Raw genomic sequence first — 17629 nt, forward strand, 5'->3', positions numbered from 1 at the left:
CGGTGAGTATGCTGTTCCGGTCCTGCCCCCACGAACGAAGAGACGTATGGTCGACCAAGCCCGCATGACCGCGCTCGCGAAGGAACCCCTCGTCGTGATCGGCGCTCCGACGAGCGCCTTCCGCGGAACCTTCCGCGAGCTGCGCGACGTCTTCCGGCAGCGCGAGATGCTCGGCATGCTCGTCCGACGTGACCTGAAGGCCCGGTACAAGGACTCGGCACTCGGGTTCGTCTGGACGCTCGTGCGCCCGCTGACCCAGCTGCTCATCTACTACTTCGTCATCGGCAAGGTCCTCGGCGCCGCCAACGGCATCGACAACTTCGCCATCTACGTCTTCACCGGCCTGACCGCCTACACGCTCTTCAGCGAGATCGTCGCCGGGTCGACGGGCTCGATCGTCGGCAACTCCGGGCTGATCAAGAAGGTCTACGTCCCGCGCGAGGTCTTCCCGCTCGCCAGTGTGGGCGCGGCCCTGGTGAACTTCACCATCCAGTTCGCGATCCTGCTCGCCGCGACGGTCGTGATCGGGGTCTTCCCCTGGCACGAGGGCCTGGTCTACCTGATCCCCTCGCTCGCCGTCATCCTGGTCTACGGCGCGGCCATCGGTCTCGTGCTGTCCGCGCTCAACGTGTACCTGCGCGACGTGCAGTTCGTCATCGACGTCGGCCTGATGGTCCTGCTCTGGGCCTCGCCGATCGTCTACTCCTACGCGCGCGTGGTCGCCACGGTGAACGCCGACTGGCTCATCACCGCGTACACGAACAACCCGCTGACGCTGGCGGTGCTCGGCCTGCAGAACGCGATCTGGCTGCACGACCCGGCCGACGTCACGTACCCGGAACACCTGATGCTGCGGCTGGGGATCGCCTTCGTGATCGGGCTCTTCTGCCTCATCGGTGCGCAGCGGATCTTCTCCCGCCTGCAGGGCAACTTCGCGCAGGAGCTCTAGACCATGGCCATCAGCACCCCCGTCGCCCCGACGACCACCGGCGACACCGCCGACCGTCCCGACGTCATCGTCATCGACCACGTGCGCAAGCGCTTCACGGTGCGCAAGGACAACACCCTGCGCGAGCGCATCGTCACCCTCGGTCGCGCCGGCCGCAAGCACCGCCAGGACTTCTGGGCCCTCGACGACGTCACCGTGTCGATCCAGGCCGGCTCGACCGTCGGACTGATCGGTCAGAACGGCTCCGGCAAGTCGACCCTGCTCAAGGCGATCGGCGGCATCATCCAGCCGACGTCCGGCACGGTGTCCCGCCGCGGTCGCCTCGCCGCGCTGCTCGAGCTCGGCGCCGGGTTCCACCCCGACCTGTCCGGCCGCGAGAACGTGTACCTCAACGCGAGCCTGCTCGGCCTCAGCCGCAAGCAGACCGACGAGAAGTTCGACGACATCCTGGCGTTCTCGGGCATCGGGGACTTCATCGACACCCAGGTGAAGTTCTACTCATCGGGCATGTACGTGCGGCTCGCCTTCGCCGTCGCCGTGCACACCGACCCCGACGTGCTGCTCGTCGACGAGGTCCTGGCGGTCGGTGACGAGGCCTTCCAGCGCAAGTGCCTCGACCGCATCCGCACCTTCCAGGAAGCCGGCAAGACGATCATCATCGTCACGCACTCGCTCAGCCAGGTGCAGGAGATGTGCGACCGCGTCGTCCTGCTCAACAAGGGCAAGGTGCTGCACGACGGCGACCCCGTGCAGGCCGTGAGCATGTTCCGCGAGGTGCTCGAGGAACGCCGCCAGGGCGAGCTCAGCACCGACGTCGCCGTCGGCCGCGGCAAGGTCCTCGGTGCGAGCGTGCACGTCGACGGCAAGGAGCCCCGCGCGGACGTCATGCCCGGCGACGACCTCGTCGTGGACATGGAGTTCGAGCACCTGGACGGCATCGCCGACTGGGAGGCCGCAGTCCAGATCAACAACGCCGGCGGCCAGGTCGTCTACGGCACCACAACCGGCATCATGGGCCTCGAACTGCACCCGCTGCACGGCCGCCGGAAGCTCCGTCTCCGCATCGCGGACACCGCCTTCGGCACCGGCAAGTACTTCATCAACGTGTCGATGATGGACTCCGCGGGCCGCCACCTGCACGACATGCCGGAGTGCGACTCGTTCGAGGTCCCCTCGTTCGGCAACGCCGTCGGCACCGTCTACGCGCAGCCCACGGTCGAGGAGCTCGACTGACCCCGGTCGACGGCGACACCGGGGCCCGTGCCGTCGGCGCTCCCCGAGCCGACGACACGTTGCGCACCGCGGTCGTCGTCGTCAACTGGAACCGCGCCGACCTGACCACCGCGGCCGTCCGCGCCGTGCTCGACGAGGGCACCGCCGACGACGTCATCGTCGTCGACAACGGGTCGTCGGACGACTCGGTCGCCGTGCTCCGCCAGGCACTGCCGGACGCGACCGTCGTCGCGCGGGACGACAACGGCGGGTTCGCGGCCGGCGCGAACACCGGCATCCGGCACACGGACGCCGACGTCGTCGTGCTCCTGAACAACGACGCCGTGCCCGCGCCGGGCTTCGTCGCGGCGCTCCGCGACCACCTGGCGCACGCCGGGCCCGAGGTCGCGGCGGTGACGGGCCGCATCGTGCTCGCCGGACGCTGGACGGTCCTCCCGGCCGGTGCGGAACCAGCGCCCGATGCGCGCGTCATGCGCGACCACGACGGGCGGCGCTGGACGCCGTCGGCGGACGGCGAGGTCCGGCTCAACTCGACCGGCGTCCGCGTCGACCGCGACGGTAACGGCATGGACCGCGACTGGTTCGCGCCCGTCGACCGGGTCGCCGACGTCGACGTCTTCGGGTTCTCCGGCGGCGCCTCCGCGCTGCGGCGCACGGCCCTGGACGACGTCGGCCTGCTCGACGAGTCGCTCTTCATGTACTACGAGGACACCGAGCTCGCCTGGCGGCTCCGCCGCCGCGGCTGGCGCGTCGAGCACGCCGCCGACGCGGTCGTCGAGCACGACCACTCGGCGTCGTCCGGCGTGCAGAGCGACCTGTTCGTCTTCCGGAACGCCCGCAACCGCATCGTCGTCGCCCTCTGGCACGCCCCCTGGCCGACCGTCGCGCGGGCGAGCGTCCGCACGCTGGTGCGCGGCCTGCGCGGGCTGGCCTCCGGTCGCACCCGCCGGGAGGCGCGGCTCGTCCTGGCAGCGTTCGCGGACGTCGCGGGGACCCTGCCGGTCCACCTCGCGCGCCGGCTGCGCGAGACCCGGCGCGCGTCCGTCCCGCGCCGCCGCGTGGACCCGGGCGCATGAGCGCAGCGGGCTATCCTGGACACTCCCCCGTCGACGGCCACGGCCACGACGCCCCCGCCCGGAAGGAACCACGCGTGCCGCAGCTCACCGTCCTCGTCGACGGGACCGCGGTACCGCAGGCGCTCGGCGGCGTCGGACGCTACGTCGAAGGGGTCGTGTCGCACCTGAGCGACCCGTCGCTCGACGTCCACCTGGTCGTCCGTCCCGTGCACGCCGCGCACTTCCGCTCGCTCGCGCCGAACGCCACCGTGCACACGGCGCCGGCGTGGACCGACTCGGTACCGCTGCGGTTCCTGTGGGAGCAGACCGGACTGCCGGCGCTCGGCCGTCGGCTCGGTGCGCGGGTGCTGCACTCCCCGCACTACACGTTCCCGTTCGGCTGGCGCGGCGGGTCCGTCGTCACGCTGCACGACGCCACGTTCTTCTCGAACCCCGAGTGGCACTCGCGCCTGAAGCGCACCTTCTTCACGTGGTGGAGCCGTCGTTCGCTGCGCACCCGGCCCGTCGTCATCGTGCCGAGCGCGGCCACCGCGACCGAGGCCGCCCGGGTCGTCCGCGGCATCCGTGCCGACGTCCGGGTCGCACCGCTCGGCGTCGACCGCACGGTGTTCCACGAGCCCGACGTCGCCGCGGTCGAGGACGCCCGGATCGCCGCCACCCTGCCCGAGGGCGCTCCGTGGATCGCGTTCCTCGGCACCATCGAACCGCGGAAGAACGTCACCGCGCTGCTCGACGCGTACGCCGCGGTGCGGTCCGCGCGTGCGGCCGGCGGCGCGGACACGCCGTGGCTGGTCCTGTCGGGGGCGCGCGGCTGGGACGAGACCGCGATCGCACGCCTCGACGCCCTGCAGCCCACCGACCACGTCATCGAGGCGGGGTACCTGCCGCTCGAGGACCTCGCCGGCTTCCTCGGCGGTGCGGAGTTCGTCGTCTACCCGTCCCTGGGCGAGGGCTTCGGCCTGCCCGTGGTCGAGGCGATGGCCTCCGGCGCCTGCGTCCTGACCACCCGGCGGTTGTCGCTGCCCGAGGTCGGTGGCGACGCGGCCGTCTACACCGAGCCCGACGCGACGGCACTGGCCGCCGCGATGACAGCGCTGCTCGACGACCCGGCGCTCGTGGCCTCGCACCGTGCGGCGGCGCTGGCGCGGGCGGACGAGTTCACCTGGGACGCCACCGCCGCCGTGCACGTCGAGGCGTACGAGTCCGTCGGTGGGAGGACGCGGTGATCCGGGTCGCGGTGCTCACGGTCACCTACAACACCGGTGAGACCATCCGGCCGTTCCTGGCGAGCGTCGCCGGCGCCTCGAAGGACCCGGTCGCCGTCGTCATCGCGGACAACGGCTCGGCCGACATCGACGCGCTCCGGGCGATCGGTGAGTCCTACGGCGCCGTCGTGGTGTCCTCCGGCGGCAACCGCGGGTACGGCGGCGGGATCGACGCAGCCCTGAGCGCCCTCGACGACGTACTGCCCGACGTGCGACCGGAGTTCCTGCTCGTGACGAACCCCGACGTGGTGCTCGGCGAGGGCTCGATCGACGAGCTCGTGGCCGCGGCCGACCGGATGCCGTCCGGTGGGTCGTTCGGCCCCCGGATCCTCGACGACCAGGGCGAGACCTACCCGTCCGCCCGGCAGCTCCCCTCGCTCCGGACCGGCCTCGGCCACGCGGCGTTCTCGCGGTTCTGGCCCGCGAACCCGTGGAGCCAGCGGTACTGGTCCACCACGAAGGTCGTCGAACGCGAGGCCGGCTGGCTCTCGGGTGCGTGCTTCCTCATCCGCACCGACCTGTTCCGCCAGCTCGGGGGCTTCGACGAGTCGTACTTCATGTACTTCGAGGACGTCGACCTCGGGCAGCGCATCGGTCGTGCCGGCCGGGCGAACGTGTACGTGCCGTCGTCGGTCGTCACCCACACCGGTGCCCACTCGACGTCGTCCAACCGCCGCCGCATGGAGATCGAGCACCACCGGAGCGCCTACCGGTTCCTGTCGCGGAAGTACCGGGCGTGGTGGCTCTGGCCCCTGCGGGTCGCCCTGCACGCAGGCCTGTCGCTCCGCGCCCGCTGGGTGACGCGCAAGTAGCCCCCGCCCACCGGTACCCCGGTCGCCCCGGTCGCCCAGGTCGCCCAGGTCGCAAAACACCGGTGTCCACGTGTTACACCGCGATCTGGGAGTGTTCGACGTGCGAACACCGGTGTCTGGCGGGTACCCGGCGCCACTAGGCTCGGCGCCGTGCAACGTGATCCCGGACCCTGGCTCGGCTGCGGCCCGATCGACGCCGCCCGCCGCTACTGGACCGGAGCCTTCACGTTCCGCAGCGGCCGTGCGAGCCGCGCCGAGTTCTGGTGGGCACGCGGGGCCGACCTGCTCGTGGTCTGGCTCGTGCTCACCCTCGTGCCGATGATCACCGGTGTCCGGGGCGCCGACGACTCGATGACCGACTTCCAGAACACCCCCGGGTTCCTCGGGATCGGACAGTCCGTCCTGATCCTCGAGGGCAGCGACCACGGATGGCGCATCCTCGCCGAGGGCTCCCCGTCGCAGTGGGTGCTCTTCGCGTGGTGCATCGTCACCGCGATCCCGAACCTGGCACTCGGCGCACGGCGGCTCCGTGACATCGGGACCCCGGCGTGAATGGCGTTCTTCGGCGCCTTCCCGGTCATCGACTGGTTCCTCCTACTCGGCGCGCTCCGACGTAGTTGGCGCCCGACGCTCCCACCGGAACCGGACCCGTCAGGCGCCGAACTCCCTGTCGCCCACCGCGCCGCCTGACCCGCCTGAGCCGAACCCCGCCCGCGCCGGAACCTGGTTCGCGAGGAGTCGGGTCAGGAGCGGAGGCGGGTGCGTTCGGTTCGAGCTGCCTCGAGCAGGACGGCGGCACGGGCGTCGAAGGAGTGCTCGGCGGCGATGTACTCGGCCACGACGGCCCGCTCGGCAGCAGTCGGCCAGGCGTACGACGGGTCCAGCAGCGCGGCGAGTTCGTCGCGGGAGCGCGCGACCGCGAGCGTCGGCACGTCGAGCACGTCGGACAGCCCGGCGACCTCGTCGGTGACGACGACTCCCCCGGACGCCAGCACGTCGAACACCCGGTTCGACACGAAGCCCCCGGCGGCCATGTCCGGCCAGTGGTCGTTGAGTACCACACGCGCCGAGGCGTAGGCCGCCGCGACCTCGGGCCGGGTCAGCGACGATTCGCCGAGCGACTCCGCGGGGACGACCTCGTCCCACCCCGGACCGTGCACGCGCAGGTCGGCACCGAGCCCGACCGCGTCGGACACGATGGGGCGCGCGGCGCCGCGGGTCGAGCCGACGAACACCACGCGGTCGGCATCGGGGCTCGTCGCCGCCCGCGAGCCCGGGTGGAACACCGCGGGGTCGGTCGCCTGCAGCAGCGTCCGGACCGGCACGCCCGAACGATCGGCCGCGGCAGCCGCCCACACCGGACCGGCCGCGAAGGCGACGTCGAACGACCGCAGCTCGGTGTCGGCGACGTCATCAGGGTGGCTGATCACCCAGAGCAGGTTCACCGAGGCGGGGTTCGGCGGCACCCGATCCAGCCCGCGGATCACCAGCGTCACGTCGTCCGCAGCATCGTCGTCGCGCACGTGGGCGTCCCGCCGGTCGATCCGGACGCGCTGCCCGAACCGTTCGAGGGCACCGGCCAGCTCGGCGGCGAAGTGCACGTCGCCCCACCCGTCGCCCTCCGGCCCGGCAGGCGCGGCGATCTTCAGCGACCAGGCGAGCGTATCGCTGGCGCGACGAGGCGTCTGACGGACCGGGGTCACCGGGCGCGCTCCCCACGGTGGCAACGGCGGCCCGGCGGAGACTGCAGCACCCCGGCCGTCGACCGAGTCCCGTCTCGCGTCCCGCCAGGCCGAGAACGCGTCCACGGTGGCGGCGTCGATCGTCCGCCCGGGTTCAGTGAGTCGGACGGTCTCACCGACGTCCTCCACCAGGATCGTGGGACCCGACTGCGGTCGCTGGCGCACAGCGCACGCGTGCGTCCACCCGACGAGCGTCGTCGGCTCGTCCGTGAGCACGGGCGCAGGGACGATCGCGGCCCGGGGCACAGCGAGCACGGGCTGATCGGCACCGAACACCGAGTCCCCCGTGCCGAACGGACGGTCGTCCGACCACGGGAGTGCGCCGGGACGGATGAGCAGTGCACCGTTCCTCGCCGAACCGTCCGCCGTGCGCACCGAGGCCTGCACCAGGCGGTGGACTCCGGTCTCGGCGAGTGCCAGGAGACCGCCGGCATCGATCGTCACCGAGGTGTCGACCAGCAGGAGGACCCGTCCGACCCCGGCGGCGAGGCCGGCGTTGATCGCGGACCCCATGCCGTCCACGGGCACGGTCCGCACCCACGGCAGGCGACGCCCGAACGGGTCGACCGGCGACGCATCGGCGACGTAGCTCACGGCCCGGACGTCAGCGCCACGACCGAAGGCATCGTGGGCGACCGACACCAGCCGGGCGACCTCGGCGTGCCGGTCCGAGCGGGTCGTCACGAGCACCGTGACGTCGTGGTCCAGCCGCGGCAGCGGGTCCGGGAACCCGGCCACGCGGACGACCTCAGCCGTCGTCGCGGGCGCGGGACGGGCCTCCCGGTCGGGGTGGTCGGCAGCCGTCGCGTCGCGACGACGGCGACCGAACCACCCGGAACCGGAGGCCACGGGCGGTGCTAGACGCCGAGGAGTCGCTGGAGGTAGACGCCGTAGCCGCCCTTGACCAGCGGCGCGGCGAGCTCGGCGAGCTGCGCGTCGTCGATCCAGCCGTTGCGCCAGGCGATCTCCTCGATGCACCCGATCTTGAAGCCCTGACGGTCCTCGATGACCTTCACGTACTCCGACGCCTGCATCATCGACTCGAACGTTCCGGTGTCGAGCCACGCCGTGCCGCGGTCGAGGACCTGGACGCCGAGCTCACCGGCCTCGAGGTAGCGCTCGTTGACCGTCGAGATCTCGAGTTCCCCGCGGGCGCTCGGCTCGATGGTCTTGGCGATCTCGATGACCTTGTTGTCGTAGAAGTACAGGCCGGGGACGGCGTAGTTCGACTTCGGCTCGGCCGGCTTCTCCTCGATGGAGACGGCGGTGAAGTCGTCGTCGAACTCCACGACGCCGTACGCCTTCGGGTCGGCCACGTGGTAGGCGAAGATCGTCGCGCCGTCGACCTCGGTGTTCTTCCGCAGGTTCGTGCCGAGGCCGGTGCCGTGGAAGATGTTGTCGCCGAGGACGAGCGCGACGCTGTCGTCGCCGATGAACTCCTCACCGATGACGAAGGCCTGGGCGAGACCGTCCGGGGACGGCTGCACGGCGTACTCGATCTCCATGCCGAACGCCGAGCCGTCGCCGAGCAGGGCCCGGAACTGGTCGTTGTACTCCGGCGTCGTGATGACCAGCACCTGTCGGATGCCCGCCATCATCAGGGTCGACAGCGGGTAGTAGACCATCGGCTTGTCGTAGATCGGCATGAGCTGCTTGCTGATGCCCTTGGTGATCGGCCAGAGGCGCGTGCCGGAACCGCCGGCGAGGATGATGCCCTTCATCGCTTTCCCCTTACTTCTTCGTCCGGAGCGATTCGGTGTACGCGACGCACTCCTCGTACGTCGGCAGCAGCCCCTGGGCCGCGGCTTCTTCGAGGGTGGGGGCGCTGGTGTCCTTCTCGGACAGCACCAGCTCGCCGAGACCCTCGGGCAGGTCGAGCCCGACCGTCGGGTCGAGGATGGCGATCCCCTTCTCGCGCTCGGGGTCGTAGTGCGCGCTGACCAGGTAGTTCACCGTCGACTGGTCCTCGAGCGCGACGATCGCGTGGCCGAGCCCCTCGGACAGGTAGACGGCCTTGCGGTCGACGTCGTCGATGCGGACCGAGTCCCACTGGCCGAACGTCGGGGACCCGACGCGGATGTCGACGATGTAGTCGATGAACGCCCCGCGCACGGCGGTGACGTACTTCGCCTGGCTCGGTGCGACGAGGGCGTAGTGGATGCCGCGGGCGACACCGGCCGCGGAGATCGACATGTTCACCTGGCGGAGGTCGAGCGGGTGACCGACGGTCTCCTCGAGGACGTCGGCGCGGTACGCCTCGAGGAATGCTCCTCGTGCGTCGCCGTGCTGGACGGGCGTGAACTCCCACGCGCCAGGGATCTTCAGTTCGCGGATCTGCACCGGGGAAGCCTAGCAAGCCGTGAGTTCGCATAGGCTGTCATGGTTCTGCGCATTGCCGACTCCCGAAACGAGACCAAGCGAGCCCGTGAAGCTATTCGTCCAGATCCCCTGCCTCAACGAGGAGAACACCCTCGCCAGCGTCATCGACTCCATCCCACGGGAGATCGACGGCATCGACGAGATCGAGATCCTGGTGATCAACGACGGCAGCACCGACCGCACCGTCGAGGTCGCCAAGGAGCACGGCGTCAAGCACTTCGTGCACCACACCACGAACATGGGCCTCGCCCGCTCGTTCCGTGACGGCGTCGACTACGCGCTGCTGCACGGTGCCGACATCGTCGTGAACACCGACGGGGACAACCAGTACCCGCAGGCACAGATCGCCGAGCTCGTGCAGCCGATCCTGCGGAAGGAAGCCGAGATCGTCATCGGCGACCGGCAGACGCGCACCATCGAGCACTTCTCCGGCTTCAAGAAGGCCATGCAGCGCTTCGGCTCGTGGGTCGCGAGCCGTGCGGCCGGGCTCGACCTGCCCGACGCGGCGAGCGGGTTCCGCGCGTACTCGAAGTACTCGCTCATCCGCCTGAACATCGTGACGCGCTTCAGCTACTGCATGGAGACCATCGTGCAGGCCGGGTACAAGCGCCTGGCGATCGCGTCGGTGCCGATCACGACGAACCCGAAGACCCGCGAGTCGCGGCTCTTCAACAACATCTTCCAGCACATGTTCGAGTCCGGCTCGGCGATCGCCCGCGTCTACCTGATGTACCGGCCGATGGCGCTGTTTCTCTGGGTCGCGGCGGTGCTCGGAGCACTCGGACTCTGGCCGCTCATCCGGTACCTGGTGCTCCTGGCGATGCACACCGGCGGCAACCACCTGCAGTCGATCATCCTCGGTGTCGTCCTGCTCATCACCGCGCTCCTGTCGATCGTCATCGGCGTCGTGGCCGACCTCACCCGCCTGAACCGCACGCTGGCCGAGGAGCAGCTCGACCTGCAGAAACTGCAGCGGTATGGCGACTGACCCGGCGTCGGCGATGCTGAAGGGCCGAACGCGGTTCGCGCTCTGGCTCCGTCGCCCTTCGTCCTGGGTCGAGATCGTCGCCTGGGCCGCGCTCGTGGCGTTCATCGCCTGCACCATCGGGCCCGCGCTGATCGGTCAGGGCACGTTCCTGAACACCGGCATGCTCAGCCGGTACACCCCGTGGGGTGAGTCGCTCGAGACCCTGCGGAACTCGACGAACATCCTGAGCAGTGACACCCTCGACAGCGTCACACCCCAGACGACGCTCCTGGTCAAGCTCGCGCACGAAGGCGTGTTCGGGTCATGGAACCCGTACGTCGCCGGGGGCGTCGAACTCGGCGGCGTGCCGAACTCCGGGGCGTGGTCCCCGCTGTCGCTCCCCTGGTGGATCCTGCCGTTCTCGGCCGCGGCCGGCGCGGTGAAACTCCTCGAGATCGTCGCGATCACGGCCGGCATGTCCCTGCTGCTGCGTCGGTGGGGCGTCCCGCGGGCCGCGTGGCCGATCGCCTCGCTCGTCTTCGCGTCGTCCGGCTTCATGGTCGCGTGGTCGAACTGGCCGCAGACCCGGGTGGCCGCCTTCCTGCCGCTGCTGTTCTGGGCCATCGACCGGGCCGCCGTCGAGCTCCGTGCACGCGACCTGTTCAGCGTCGGCCTCGTCGTCACCGCGATGCTGCTCGGGGGCTTCCCGGCGATCGTCGGCTACGGGCTCTTCGTCGGTGGCCTCTTCTTCCTGGCCCGCACGATCGTGGCCCACCGCGCACTCCGCCAGGTGCTCGTCAGTGCGGGGATCGCCCTCGGCGGGATCGTCCTCGGTGTCCTGCTCGCCGCCTGGCAACTCGTGCCGTTCGCGATCAGCGCCGCGAACGTCGTCGACTTCGGCGGTCGCGGTCAGCGCGGCGGTGCCGGCATCGGGTCCGCGCCCCTGGTGAGTTCCTGGATCCCGGACATCACGTCGCTGGCGAGCACCGGCCGCGCGTGGGGCCTCCGCAACCCGGTCGAGGAGTACTCGTACATCGGCATCGCCGCGGTGGTGCTCATCGCCGCCGCCGTCCTGATCCGCCCGGATCGACGCGACGCAGCGTCCGCCGGCGGAGCAGCGCCCGCCGTCGACGCAGCGCCCACCGTCGACGCTGCGCCCGCCACCGCACCGGTGCGCGACGCCGACGCCGCGCTGGTCCGGCGTCGGCGGCGCGGTGTCGTGCCGATCGTCGCGTCGCTGCTGGCGTTCAGCGTCGTGCTGGTGTTCCTCGGCGGCCCGCTCCTGGCCGCGGTCCGGGAACTCCCGGTGTTCGACTCGAGTCCGATCGGTCGAGCGCGTGTCGTCGTGGGCTTCTTCGCCGCGGTGCTCGCCGGCATCGGGTTCGGACGCGTCGTCGAGCCCGAGACGCTGCGCGACGAACTCGCACGGTTCCGCCGTGCCACGCCGCTCCGGCGCGCGGGCCGGATCGCGACGGTCGTCCTCGTCGTGCTGTTCACCGCGTCGGTCGGGCTGCAGACGGCGCTGGCGCTCGACACGGTGCCGGCCGACGTGCTGCACCGGACCAAGCTCCTCGTCCTCGCCACCGGGGTCGTCGGTGCCGGGACGGCCGTCCTCGTCCTCGTCCCGTGGCTCCTGCGGATCCGTTCGCTCCGCGTCGCCGCCGCGATGGGCATCGTCGCCGCGGTCTGCGTGCCCGCCGTCGCCGCGACGGTCCGCTGGTGGCCCATCGCGCCGAACTCGACGTTCTACCCGTCGTCGCCGGCGATCGACTACCTGCAGGAGCACGTGTCCGCCCAGGACCGCTTCGCCACCGCCGGCACCGCGACGTTGCCCGGGTCGGCCTCGTACTACGGCATCCGCTCGACCACCGGGCACGCGTTCCAGACGCGGGAGTGGAAGCAGCTCATGCGGACCGTCGACCCGACGACGTACCCGACGGCCACGTACCTGACGTTCGCGCCCGACGAGATGACCCACTTGGTCGACTCCGCCGTCCTCGACCGCGTCGCCACGAAGTACGTCGTCGCCGACCCCTCCGCCCCGATCGCCGGGACCCCCGAGGCCGGCGCCCGCCGTACGGGGTGGACGGACCTGACGACGAGGCGACCGTCCGTCGACGGGCCGAGCAACTCCGGTCCCGTGAACGGCGTGACCCTCACCGGCCCGCCGCAGCTCACGACGTCGGCTCGGGGCATGACCCTCACCGTCGCGATCGTCGCGGACGGCACCGGGAAGACCCTCGCCGAGACCGAGAGCTGGGTGCCCGCCCTCGGCGGCCCCCGCAACGTCGCCGTCGCGGGGTCGAGCATCCCGTCGCGTGTGCAGTGGCACGCCGAGATCACGGTCACCGGGCAGTCGCAGCCGGTCGCGATCGGCACGGGCACCGGCGGGAAGGCCGTCCTGGACACCGTCCGGCCCGTCGCCGGCCAGGGCGTGTCGGTCGTGCACACCGGCGACGCAACGATCTACCAGCGCAGCTCGGCGCTCGACCGGGTGCGGTGGGCGTCCGACCAGCGGGTGCTCGCATCGACGGACAACCGGCTCGCGGCACTCGCCGGGCACGCGCTCTCCGACGACACCGTCGTCCTCAGCACGTCCACCGACCACCGGGCCGACCGGACGGGTGACGCCGTGGTCCGGCTACGGCCGAGTGCCCCGAGCGAGACCGTCGCCGACGTCGATGCGACCGGTGGCGGCTGGCTCGTGGTCGCGGACTCGCTCCGGCGTCCGGGCTGGCACGCCACGGTGGACGGCGAGCCGACCGACCTCGTCGCCGCGGACAACGCCGGTGGCGCGGTCTGGGTCCCGCGGGGCTCGCACACCGTCCGGGTGTCCTACTCGGTGCCCGGGCTCACCGCCGGGTGGCTCGTCACGGGCGGGACCGTCGGGATCGCCGTGCTCACGACCGTGACCGTGCTCGTCGTCGGCCGTCGTCGACGTCGACGTGCCCGCACGGCCGACTGAGCCTCGGCCCCGTACAATCGGCTTTCGATCCGACGACCCCGCCGGTGCCGCCATCCGCGTCGCCGTCGACAACGCAAAGGAAGAGACCTCGTGAAGATCCTCGTCACCGGAGGAGCCGGCTTCATCGGCTCGAACTTCGTCCGCCGCACGCTGGAGGACGCGTACCCCGGCCTTGAGGGCGCCGAGGTCGTCGTCTACGACGCGCTGACCTACTCCGGCAACGAAGCGAACCTCGCCCCGGTCGCCGACTCCCCCCGCTACACCTTCGTCCACGGTGACATCCGCGACGCCGCGAAGCTCGACGAGGTCGTCCCGACCGTCGACGCGATCGTGCACTTCGCCGCCGAGTCCCACGTCGACCGCTCGGTCCGCGACTCCGGCATCTTCGTCGAGACCAACGTCGTCGGCACCCAGCGTCTGCTCGACGCGGCACTCCGCCACGGCACCGAGCGCTTCGTGCACGTCTCCACCGACGAGGTCTACGGCTCCATCAGCGAGGGTTCGTGGGACGAGGAACGCCCGCTCGAGCCGAACTCGCCGTACTCGGCGTCGAAGGCCGGCAGCGACCTGCTCGCCCGCAGCTACCACCGCACGCACGGGCTGAACCTCTCGATCACGCGCTGCTCGAACAACTACGGCCCGTACCACTTCCCCGAGAAGGTCATCCCGCTGTTCGTCACCAACCTGATCGACGACGTGCACGTCCCGCTGTACGGCGAGGGCAACAACATCCGCGACTGGCTGCACGTCGACGACCACACCCGCGGCATCGCGATGGTCCTGACCCGCGGCCGCGCCGGCGAGATCTACAACATCGGCGGCGGCACCGAGCTGACCAACAAGGAGCTCACGCAGCTGCTCCTCGACGCCACCGGCAAGGACTGGTCGTACGTCGACCGCGTCGCCGACCGTCTCGGGCACGACCTGCGCTACTCGGTCGACATCTCGAAGATCCAGGCCGAGCTCGGCTACGAGCCGCAGGTCCCGTTCGAGCAGGGCCTGACCGACGTCGTGCAGTGGTACCGCGAGAACCGCGCCTGGTGGGAGCCGCTCAAGCAGCGTGCGGCCCTGAGCTGAACCGGCACACCGTGACCAGGTACCTCATCACCGGAGCGGCCGGCATGCTCGGCCAGGACCTCCAGGCCGCGCTCGCGGGCCGCGACGTCACCGCGCTGTCGCGGGCCGACCTCGACATCACCGACCCGGCCGCGGTGGACGCCGCCGTGGCCGGGCACGACGTCGTGGTCAACTCGGCCGCGTACACCAAGGTCGACGACGCGGAAGACCACGAGGACGACGCCCACGCGGTGAACGCGACCGGGCCGAAGCTCCTCGCCGAGGCCGCCGTCCGCCACGGCGCGAAGCTCGTCACCGTGTCGACCGACTACGTGTTCGACGGCAACGGCACGGCGCCCTACGCCGAGGACGCCCCGACCGACCCGATCAACGCCTACGGCCGCACGAAGGCCGCCGGCGAGGCCTTGGTGCGCGCGATCGCCCCGGACACCTCGTACGTCGTCCGCACCGCGTGGATCTACGGCGCACACGGGCCGAACTTCGCCGCGACGATGCTCCGGCTCGCCGGCTCGCACGACACCGTCAGCGTCGTCACCGACCAGGTCGGCCAGCCGACGTGGACCGGCGACCTCGCCGCCCGGATCGTCGAACTCGTCGACGGGGACGCCCCGGCCGGCATCTACCACGGCACGAACGCGGGCCAGGGGTCCTGGTTCGACTTCACGCAGGCCATCTACCGCGAGCTCGGGCTCGACCCGGAACGCGTCCTGCCCACGGACAGTGCGGCGTTCGTCCGACCGGCGCCGCGTCCGGCGTACAGCGTGCTCGGCCACGACGGCTGGTCGCGCGCCGGCCTCGCGCCGATGCGCGACTGGCGCGAGGCGCTGCACGCCGCCGTCGCGGCGGGTGCGTTGACCGCGTAGGCGCGGCTCTCAGCCAGGAGGCGCGGGTCGGTCCCGGGACGTCGGGAACCCGACCCGCGCCTCCAGACCGCCCACCGACCGCGCCCAGGGGGCGCCGGGACCACCCTGGTAGTGTCGGGCAGCCGAGCGCGGGGCCGGCTCTCGGCCCCTGACCAGGGGTCCACGGACCACCGGTCCACGAACCACGACGAGGAGCACAGCACCATGACCACCCTCCACGTCATCGTCGACCAGATCGTCGCTCCCGTGCCGGGCGGCATCGGGCGCTACGCCGAGGAACTGGCGCGGCACCTCGTCGAGCACGCGCCGAGCGGGTGCGAGGTCGCGGGCGTGGTCTCCGCCGTCGGGTCCGACGAGATGGCGCACCTGCGGAAGCTCCTGCCGGGGCTATCCGACCTGCAGCGGCTCCCGCTGCCGCGGCGCGAGCTGTCGCTCGCCTGGCAGGGCGGGTTCGTCGGCGGCATCGCGAAGGGCATGGTGCACGCGCCGAGCGTGCTCGCACCACTGGTCAAGCACGACCGTTTCCAGGACCCGGGTCGGCAGACCGTGGTCACCGTGCACGACGTCGTGCCGTGGACCAACCCCGAGACCCTGACGCCGCGCGGCGTCCACTTCCACAAGGCGATGGTGAAGCGAGCGTGGAAGCACGCCGACGCCGTCGTGGTGCCGACCCACGCCGTCGCGGGGGCCCTGAACGAGATCCACCGCTTCGACGACCGGCTCCGCGTCATCGGCGGCGCCCCGAGCGGACGCCTCCGGCTGCCCGTCGACGCCGACCTGCGCGCGGAACGTCTCGGCCTGCCCGACCGCTACGTGCTCGCGGTCGGCACGCTCGAGCCCCGCAAGGCCCTGGCCTCCCTGATCGAGGCGATGGCCCACCCGGACGCTCCGGCCGACATCCCCCTCGTCATCTCGGGCCCGGACGGCTGGGGAGACGTCGACGTGTACGGCACCGCGGAGCGTGCGGGCCTGTCACGCGACCGGGTGAAGGTCCTCGGCCGCATCGACGACGCAGACCTCGCGGTGGTCTACGACCGCGCGACGGTGTTCGTGTTCCCGAGCCTCGCCGAGGGGTTCGGCCTGCCCGTGATCGAGGCGATGAGCTTCGGTACCCCGGTGATCCACTCCGACGACCCCGCCGTGGCCGAGGTCGCCTCGGACGCCGGGGTCACCGTCGCCCGGTCGCCGCGGGAGTCCTACCCGGCACGACTCGCCCAGGCGGTCTACCAGGTCGTGCACGACCCGAACCTGGCCAGCCGACTGGCGGTGGCGGGTCCGGACCGCGCACGCATGTACGACTGGTCGGACTCCGCGGCGGAGACCTGGCAGCTGCACGCCGACCTCTGACGGTCGGACCGCGTCAGCCCTTGTACGTGTAGGTGCTGACCCAGTCGATGTACAGGTGCCCCGCGTCGCCCCAGTCGCCGACCTGGAACATGTACCGGTGCGCCGTCTTCGGCACATGGCTGGTGACCGTCTTGATCACCTTGCCGTCGAGGCGGTAGCGGACGGACTTCCCGGGGATCCACTCGATCGAGTACGTGTGCCACGACCGCCAGGAGACACCGGTGCCCACGCTCACCGCGTTCGCCTCCTGTCCCGCGATCATCGAGTGGTGGTGCAGCATCGGCTGCTGGTCGAAGTTGGCTTCGGGGTAGTCGATCTCCCCGTCGGCCCAGCGGTCGGACGACGGCCAGAGCATGAAGGCCGCGCCGTTGCCGGCACCACCGGTTGCCTTGGCGCGGACGATGAACTTCCCGCCCTTGTGGCCCCAGGCGCCCGTCGGCGTGCCGAAGGTGCCGGCGGCGCCGTGCTTGCCGTCGAGCTTGACGTCCATGTACCCGTGGTGCGAACTGATCTGCGACCCCGAGTAGTACATGCCGCCGGTGCCGTCCGGGTACGGCTGCCACGACCTCGCGTACTGCTTCGCGAAGGCCCCCTTGGCGCTGGCCGGGGTGCTGAACTGCTCGCGGAAGGTCTGCTTGAACTTCCCGACGTCGCCGAGCGGTGCCGAGCTGGCGGTCGCTGCGGTCCCCTGGCCGAGCGGGCCGGCGACGAGTGCTGCTCCGAGGAGCACGACGGCGAGTGCGGCTCTCCTGGTGGCGCGTTCCTGCATGGGCTCGGTCACTCCCTGACGTGACGGTTCGCACCCGTTCGGTGTGGGTGCCGGGCGACCGGATCTCGGCTGCCCGGCGTTCACGGTAGTTGCTGTCCACGATGTGCGTCCGGGGGTTGACACAGCTGCGTACCCCCAGTGCGCGGGCCTTGCACGATGACCGAACCGTCGGCTGGGAGTCCTGG

15 protein-coding genes are annotated in these 17629 nt (G+C 71.3%); 11 read left to right on the forward strand and 4 right to left on the reverse strand.

Annotated features, from left to right (window positions below):
* Positions 1-46 precede the first annotated feature (46 nt).
* The 6 genes from ITJ50_RS00320 (at position 47) to ITJ50_RS17215 (ending at position 5887) form a co-directional block, all read left to right on the forward strand.
* Positions 47-949 (forward strand): ABC transporter permease, encoded by a 903-nt coding sequence (locus tag ITJ50_RS00320; RefSeq protein WP_017888790.1) that lies wholly within the window; start codon positions 47-49, stop codon positions 947-949.
* Positions 950-952: 3 nt separating this feature from the next.
* Positions 953-2182, forward strand: coding sequence for an ABC transporter ATP-binding protein (locus tag ITJ50_RS00325; RefSeq protein ID WP_017888789.1), 1230 nt, complete (start codon positions 953-955; stop codon positions 2180-2182).
* A 59-nt stretch (positions 2183-2241) separates the two neighbouring features.
* A complete protein-coding gene (locus ITJ50_RS00330) occupies positions 2242-3258 on the forward strand; it encodes a glycosyltransferase family 2 protein (protein WP_194589673.1) in 1017 nt (338 codons plus the stop codon).
* A gap of 74 nt (positions 3259-3332) precedes the next feature.
* The gene (locus ITJ50_RS00335) at positions 3333-4484 is read left to right on the forward strand and encodes a glycosyltransferase family 1 protein (protein WP_323749870.1); all 1152 of its coding nucleotides are present in this window, start codon (positions 3333-3335) and stop codon (positions 4482-4484) included.
* The gene (locus tag ITJ50_RS00340; RefSeq protein ID WP_042538805.1) at positions 4481-5335 is read left to right on the forward strand and encodes a glycosyltransferase family 2 protein; all 855 of its coding nucleotides are present in this window, start codon (positions 4481-4483) and stop codon (positions 5333-5335) included. Before ITJ50_RS00335 ends, ITJ50_RS00340 begins: the two co-directional genes overlap by 4 nt.
* Positions 5336-5485: 150 nt before the next feature.
* A complete protein-coding gene (locus tag ITJ50_RS17215; RefSeq protein ID WP_194589675.1) occupies positions 5486-5887 on the forward strand; it encodes a DUF805 domain-containing protein in 402 nt (133 codons plus the stop codon).
* Positions 5888-6078: 191 nt separating this feature from the next.
* Here the strand turns inward: ITJ50_RS17215 and ITJ50_RS00350 are convergent, their stop codons facing one another.
* From ITJ50_RS00350 to ITJ50_RS00360, 3 genes are read right to left on the reverse strand one after another with little or no spacing between them, the layout of a single operon-like run.
* Positions 6079-7926, reverse strand: a complete 1848-nt coding sequence (locus tag ITJ50_RS00350; RefSeq protein WP_194589676.1) for a glycosyltransferase family protein — start codon at positions 7924-7926, stop codon at positions 6079-6081.
* 8 nt (positions 7927-7934) lie between these two features.
* Positions 7935-8798 carry a glucose-1-phosphate thymidylyltransferase RfbA gene (gene rfbA, locus ITJ50_RS00355; protein ID WP_017888783.1) on the reverse strand — a complete coding sequence of 288 codons (864 nt, stop codon included), beginning with the start codon at positions 8796-8798 and terminating at the stop codon, positions 7935-7937.
* Positions 8799-8808: 10 nt separating this feature from the next.
* Positions 8809-9417 (reverse strand): dTDP-4-dehydrorhamnose 3,5-epimerase family protein, encoded by a 609-nt coding sequence (locus ITJ50_RS00360; RefSeq protein WP_194589677.1) that lies wholly within the window; start codon positions 9415-9417, stop codon positions 8809-8811.
* Between the two features lie 85 nt (positions 9418-9502).
* On the opposite strand from ITJ50_RS00360, the gene ITJ50_RS00365 reads away from it, so the two are divergent.
* The 5 genes from ITJ50_RS00365 (at position 9503) to ITJ50_RS00385 (ending at position 16675) form a co-directional block, all read left to right on the forward strand.
* On the forward strand, positions 9503-10444 hold the full coding sequence (locus ITJ50_RS00365; RefSeq protein WP_017888781.1) for a glycosyltransferase family 2 protein: 942 nt from the start codon (positions 9503-9505) through the stop codon (positions 10442-10444).
* Positions 10434-13388 carry a hypothetical protein gene (locus ITJ50_RS00370; RefSeq protein ID WP_194589678.1) on the forward strand — a complete coding sequence of 985 codons (2955 nt, stop codon included), beginning with the start codon at positions 10434-10436 and terminating at the stop codon, positions 13386-13388. Before ITJ50_RS00365 ends, ITJ50_RS00370 begins: the two co-directional genes overlap by 11 nt.
* A 90-nt stretch (positions 13389-13478) precedes the next feature.
* Positions 13479-14465 carry a dTDP-glucose 4,6-dehydratase gene (rfbB, locus tag ITJ50_RS00375; protein WP_017888779.1) on the forward strand — a complete coding sequence of 329 codons (987 nt, stop codon included), beginning with the start codon at positions 13479-13481 and terminating at the stop codon, positions 14463-14465.
* Positions 14466-14476: 11 nt separating this feature from the next.
* Entirely contained in the window at positions 14477-15328 is an 852-nt protein-coding gene (gene rfbD, locus ITJ50_RS00380; protein WP_017888778.1) for a dTDP-4-dehydrorhamnose reductase, read from the forward strand.
* Between the two features lie 204 nt (positions 15329-15532).
* Positions 15533-16675: a glycosyltransferase family 4 protein gene (locus ITJ50_RS00385; RefSeq protein WP_056071081.1), complete on the forward strand. Its 1143-nt coding sequence runs from the start codon at positions 15533-15535 to the stop codon at positions 16673-16675.
* A 13-nt stretch (positions 16676-16688) separates the two neighbouring features.
* On the opposite strand, the gene ITJ50_RS00390 is transcribed toward ITJ50_RS00385, so the two are convergent.
* Entirely contained in the window at positions 16689-17456 is a 768-nt protein-coding gene (locus ITJ50_RS00390) for a family 16 glycosylhydrolase (RefSeq protein ID WP_017888776.1), read from the reverse strand.
* Positions 17457-17629: the final 173 nt, after the last annotated feature.

The organism is Curtobacterium sp. VKM Ac-2889 (assembly GCF_015350855.1).
Classification (GTDB): domain Bacteria; phylum Actinomycetota; class Actinomycetes; order Actinomycetales; family Microbacteriaceae; genus Curtobacterium; species Curtobacterium poinsettiae.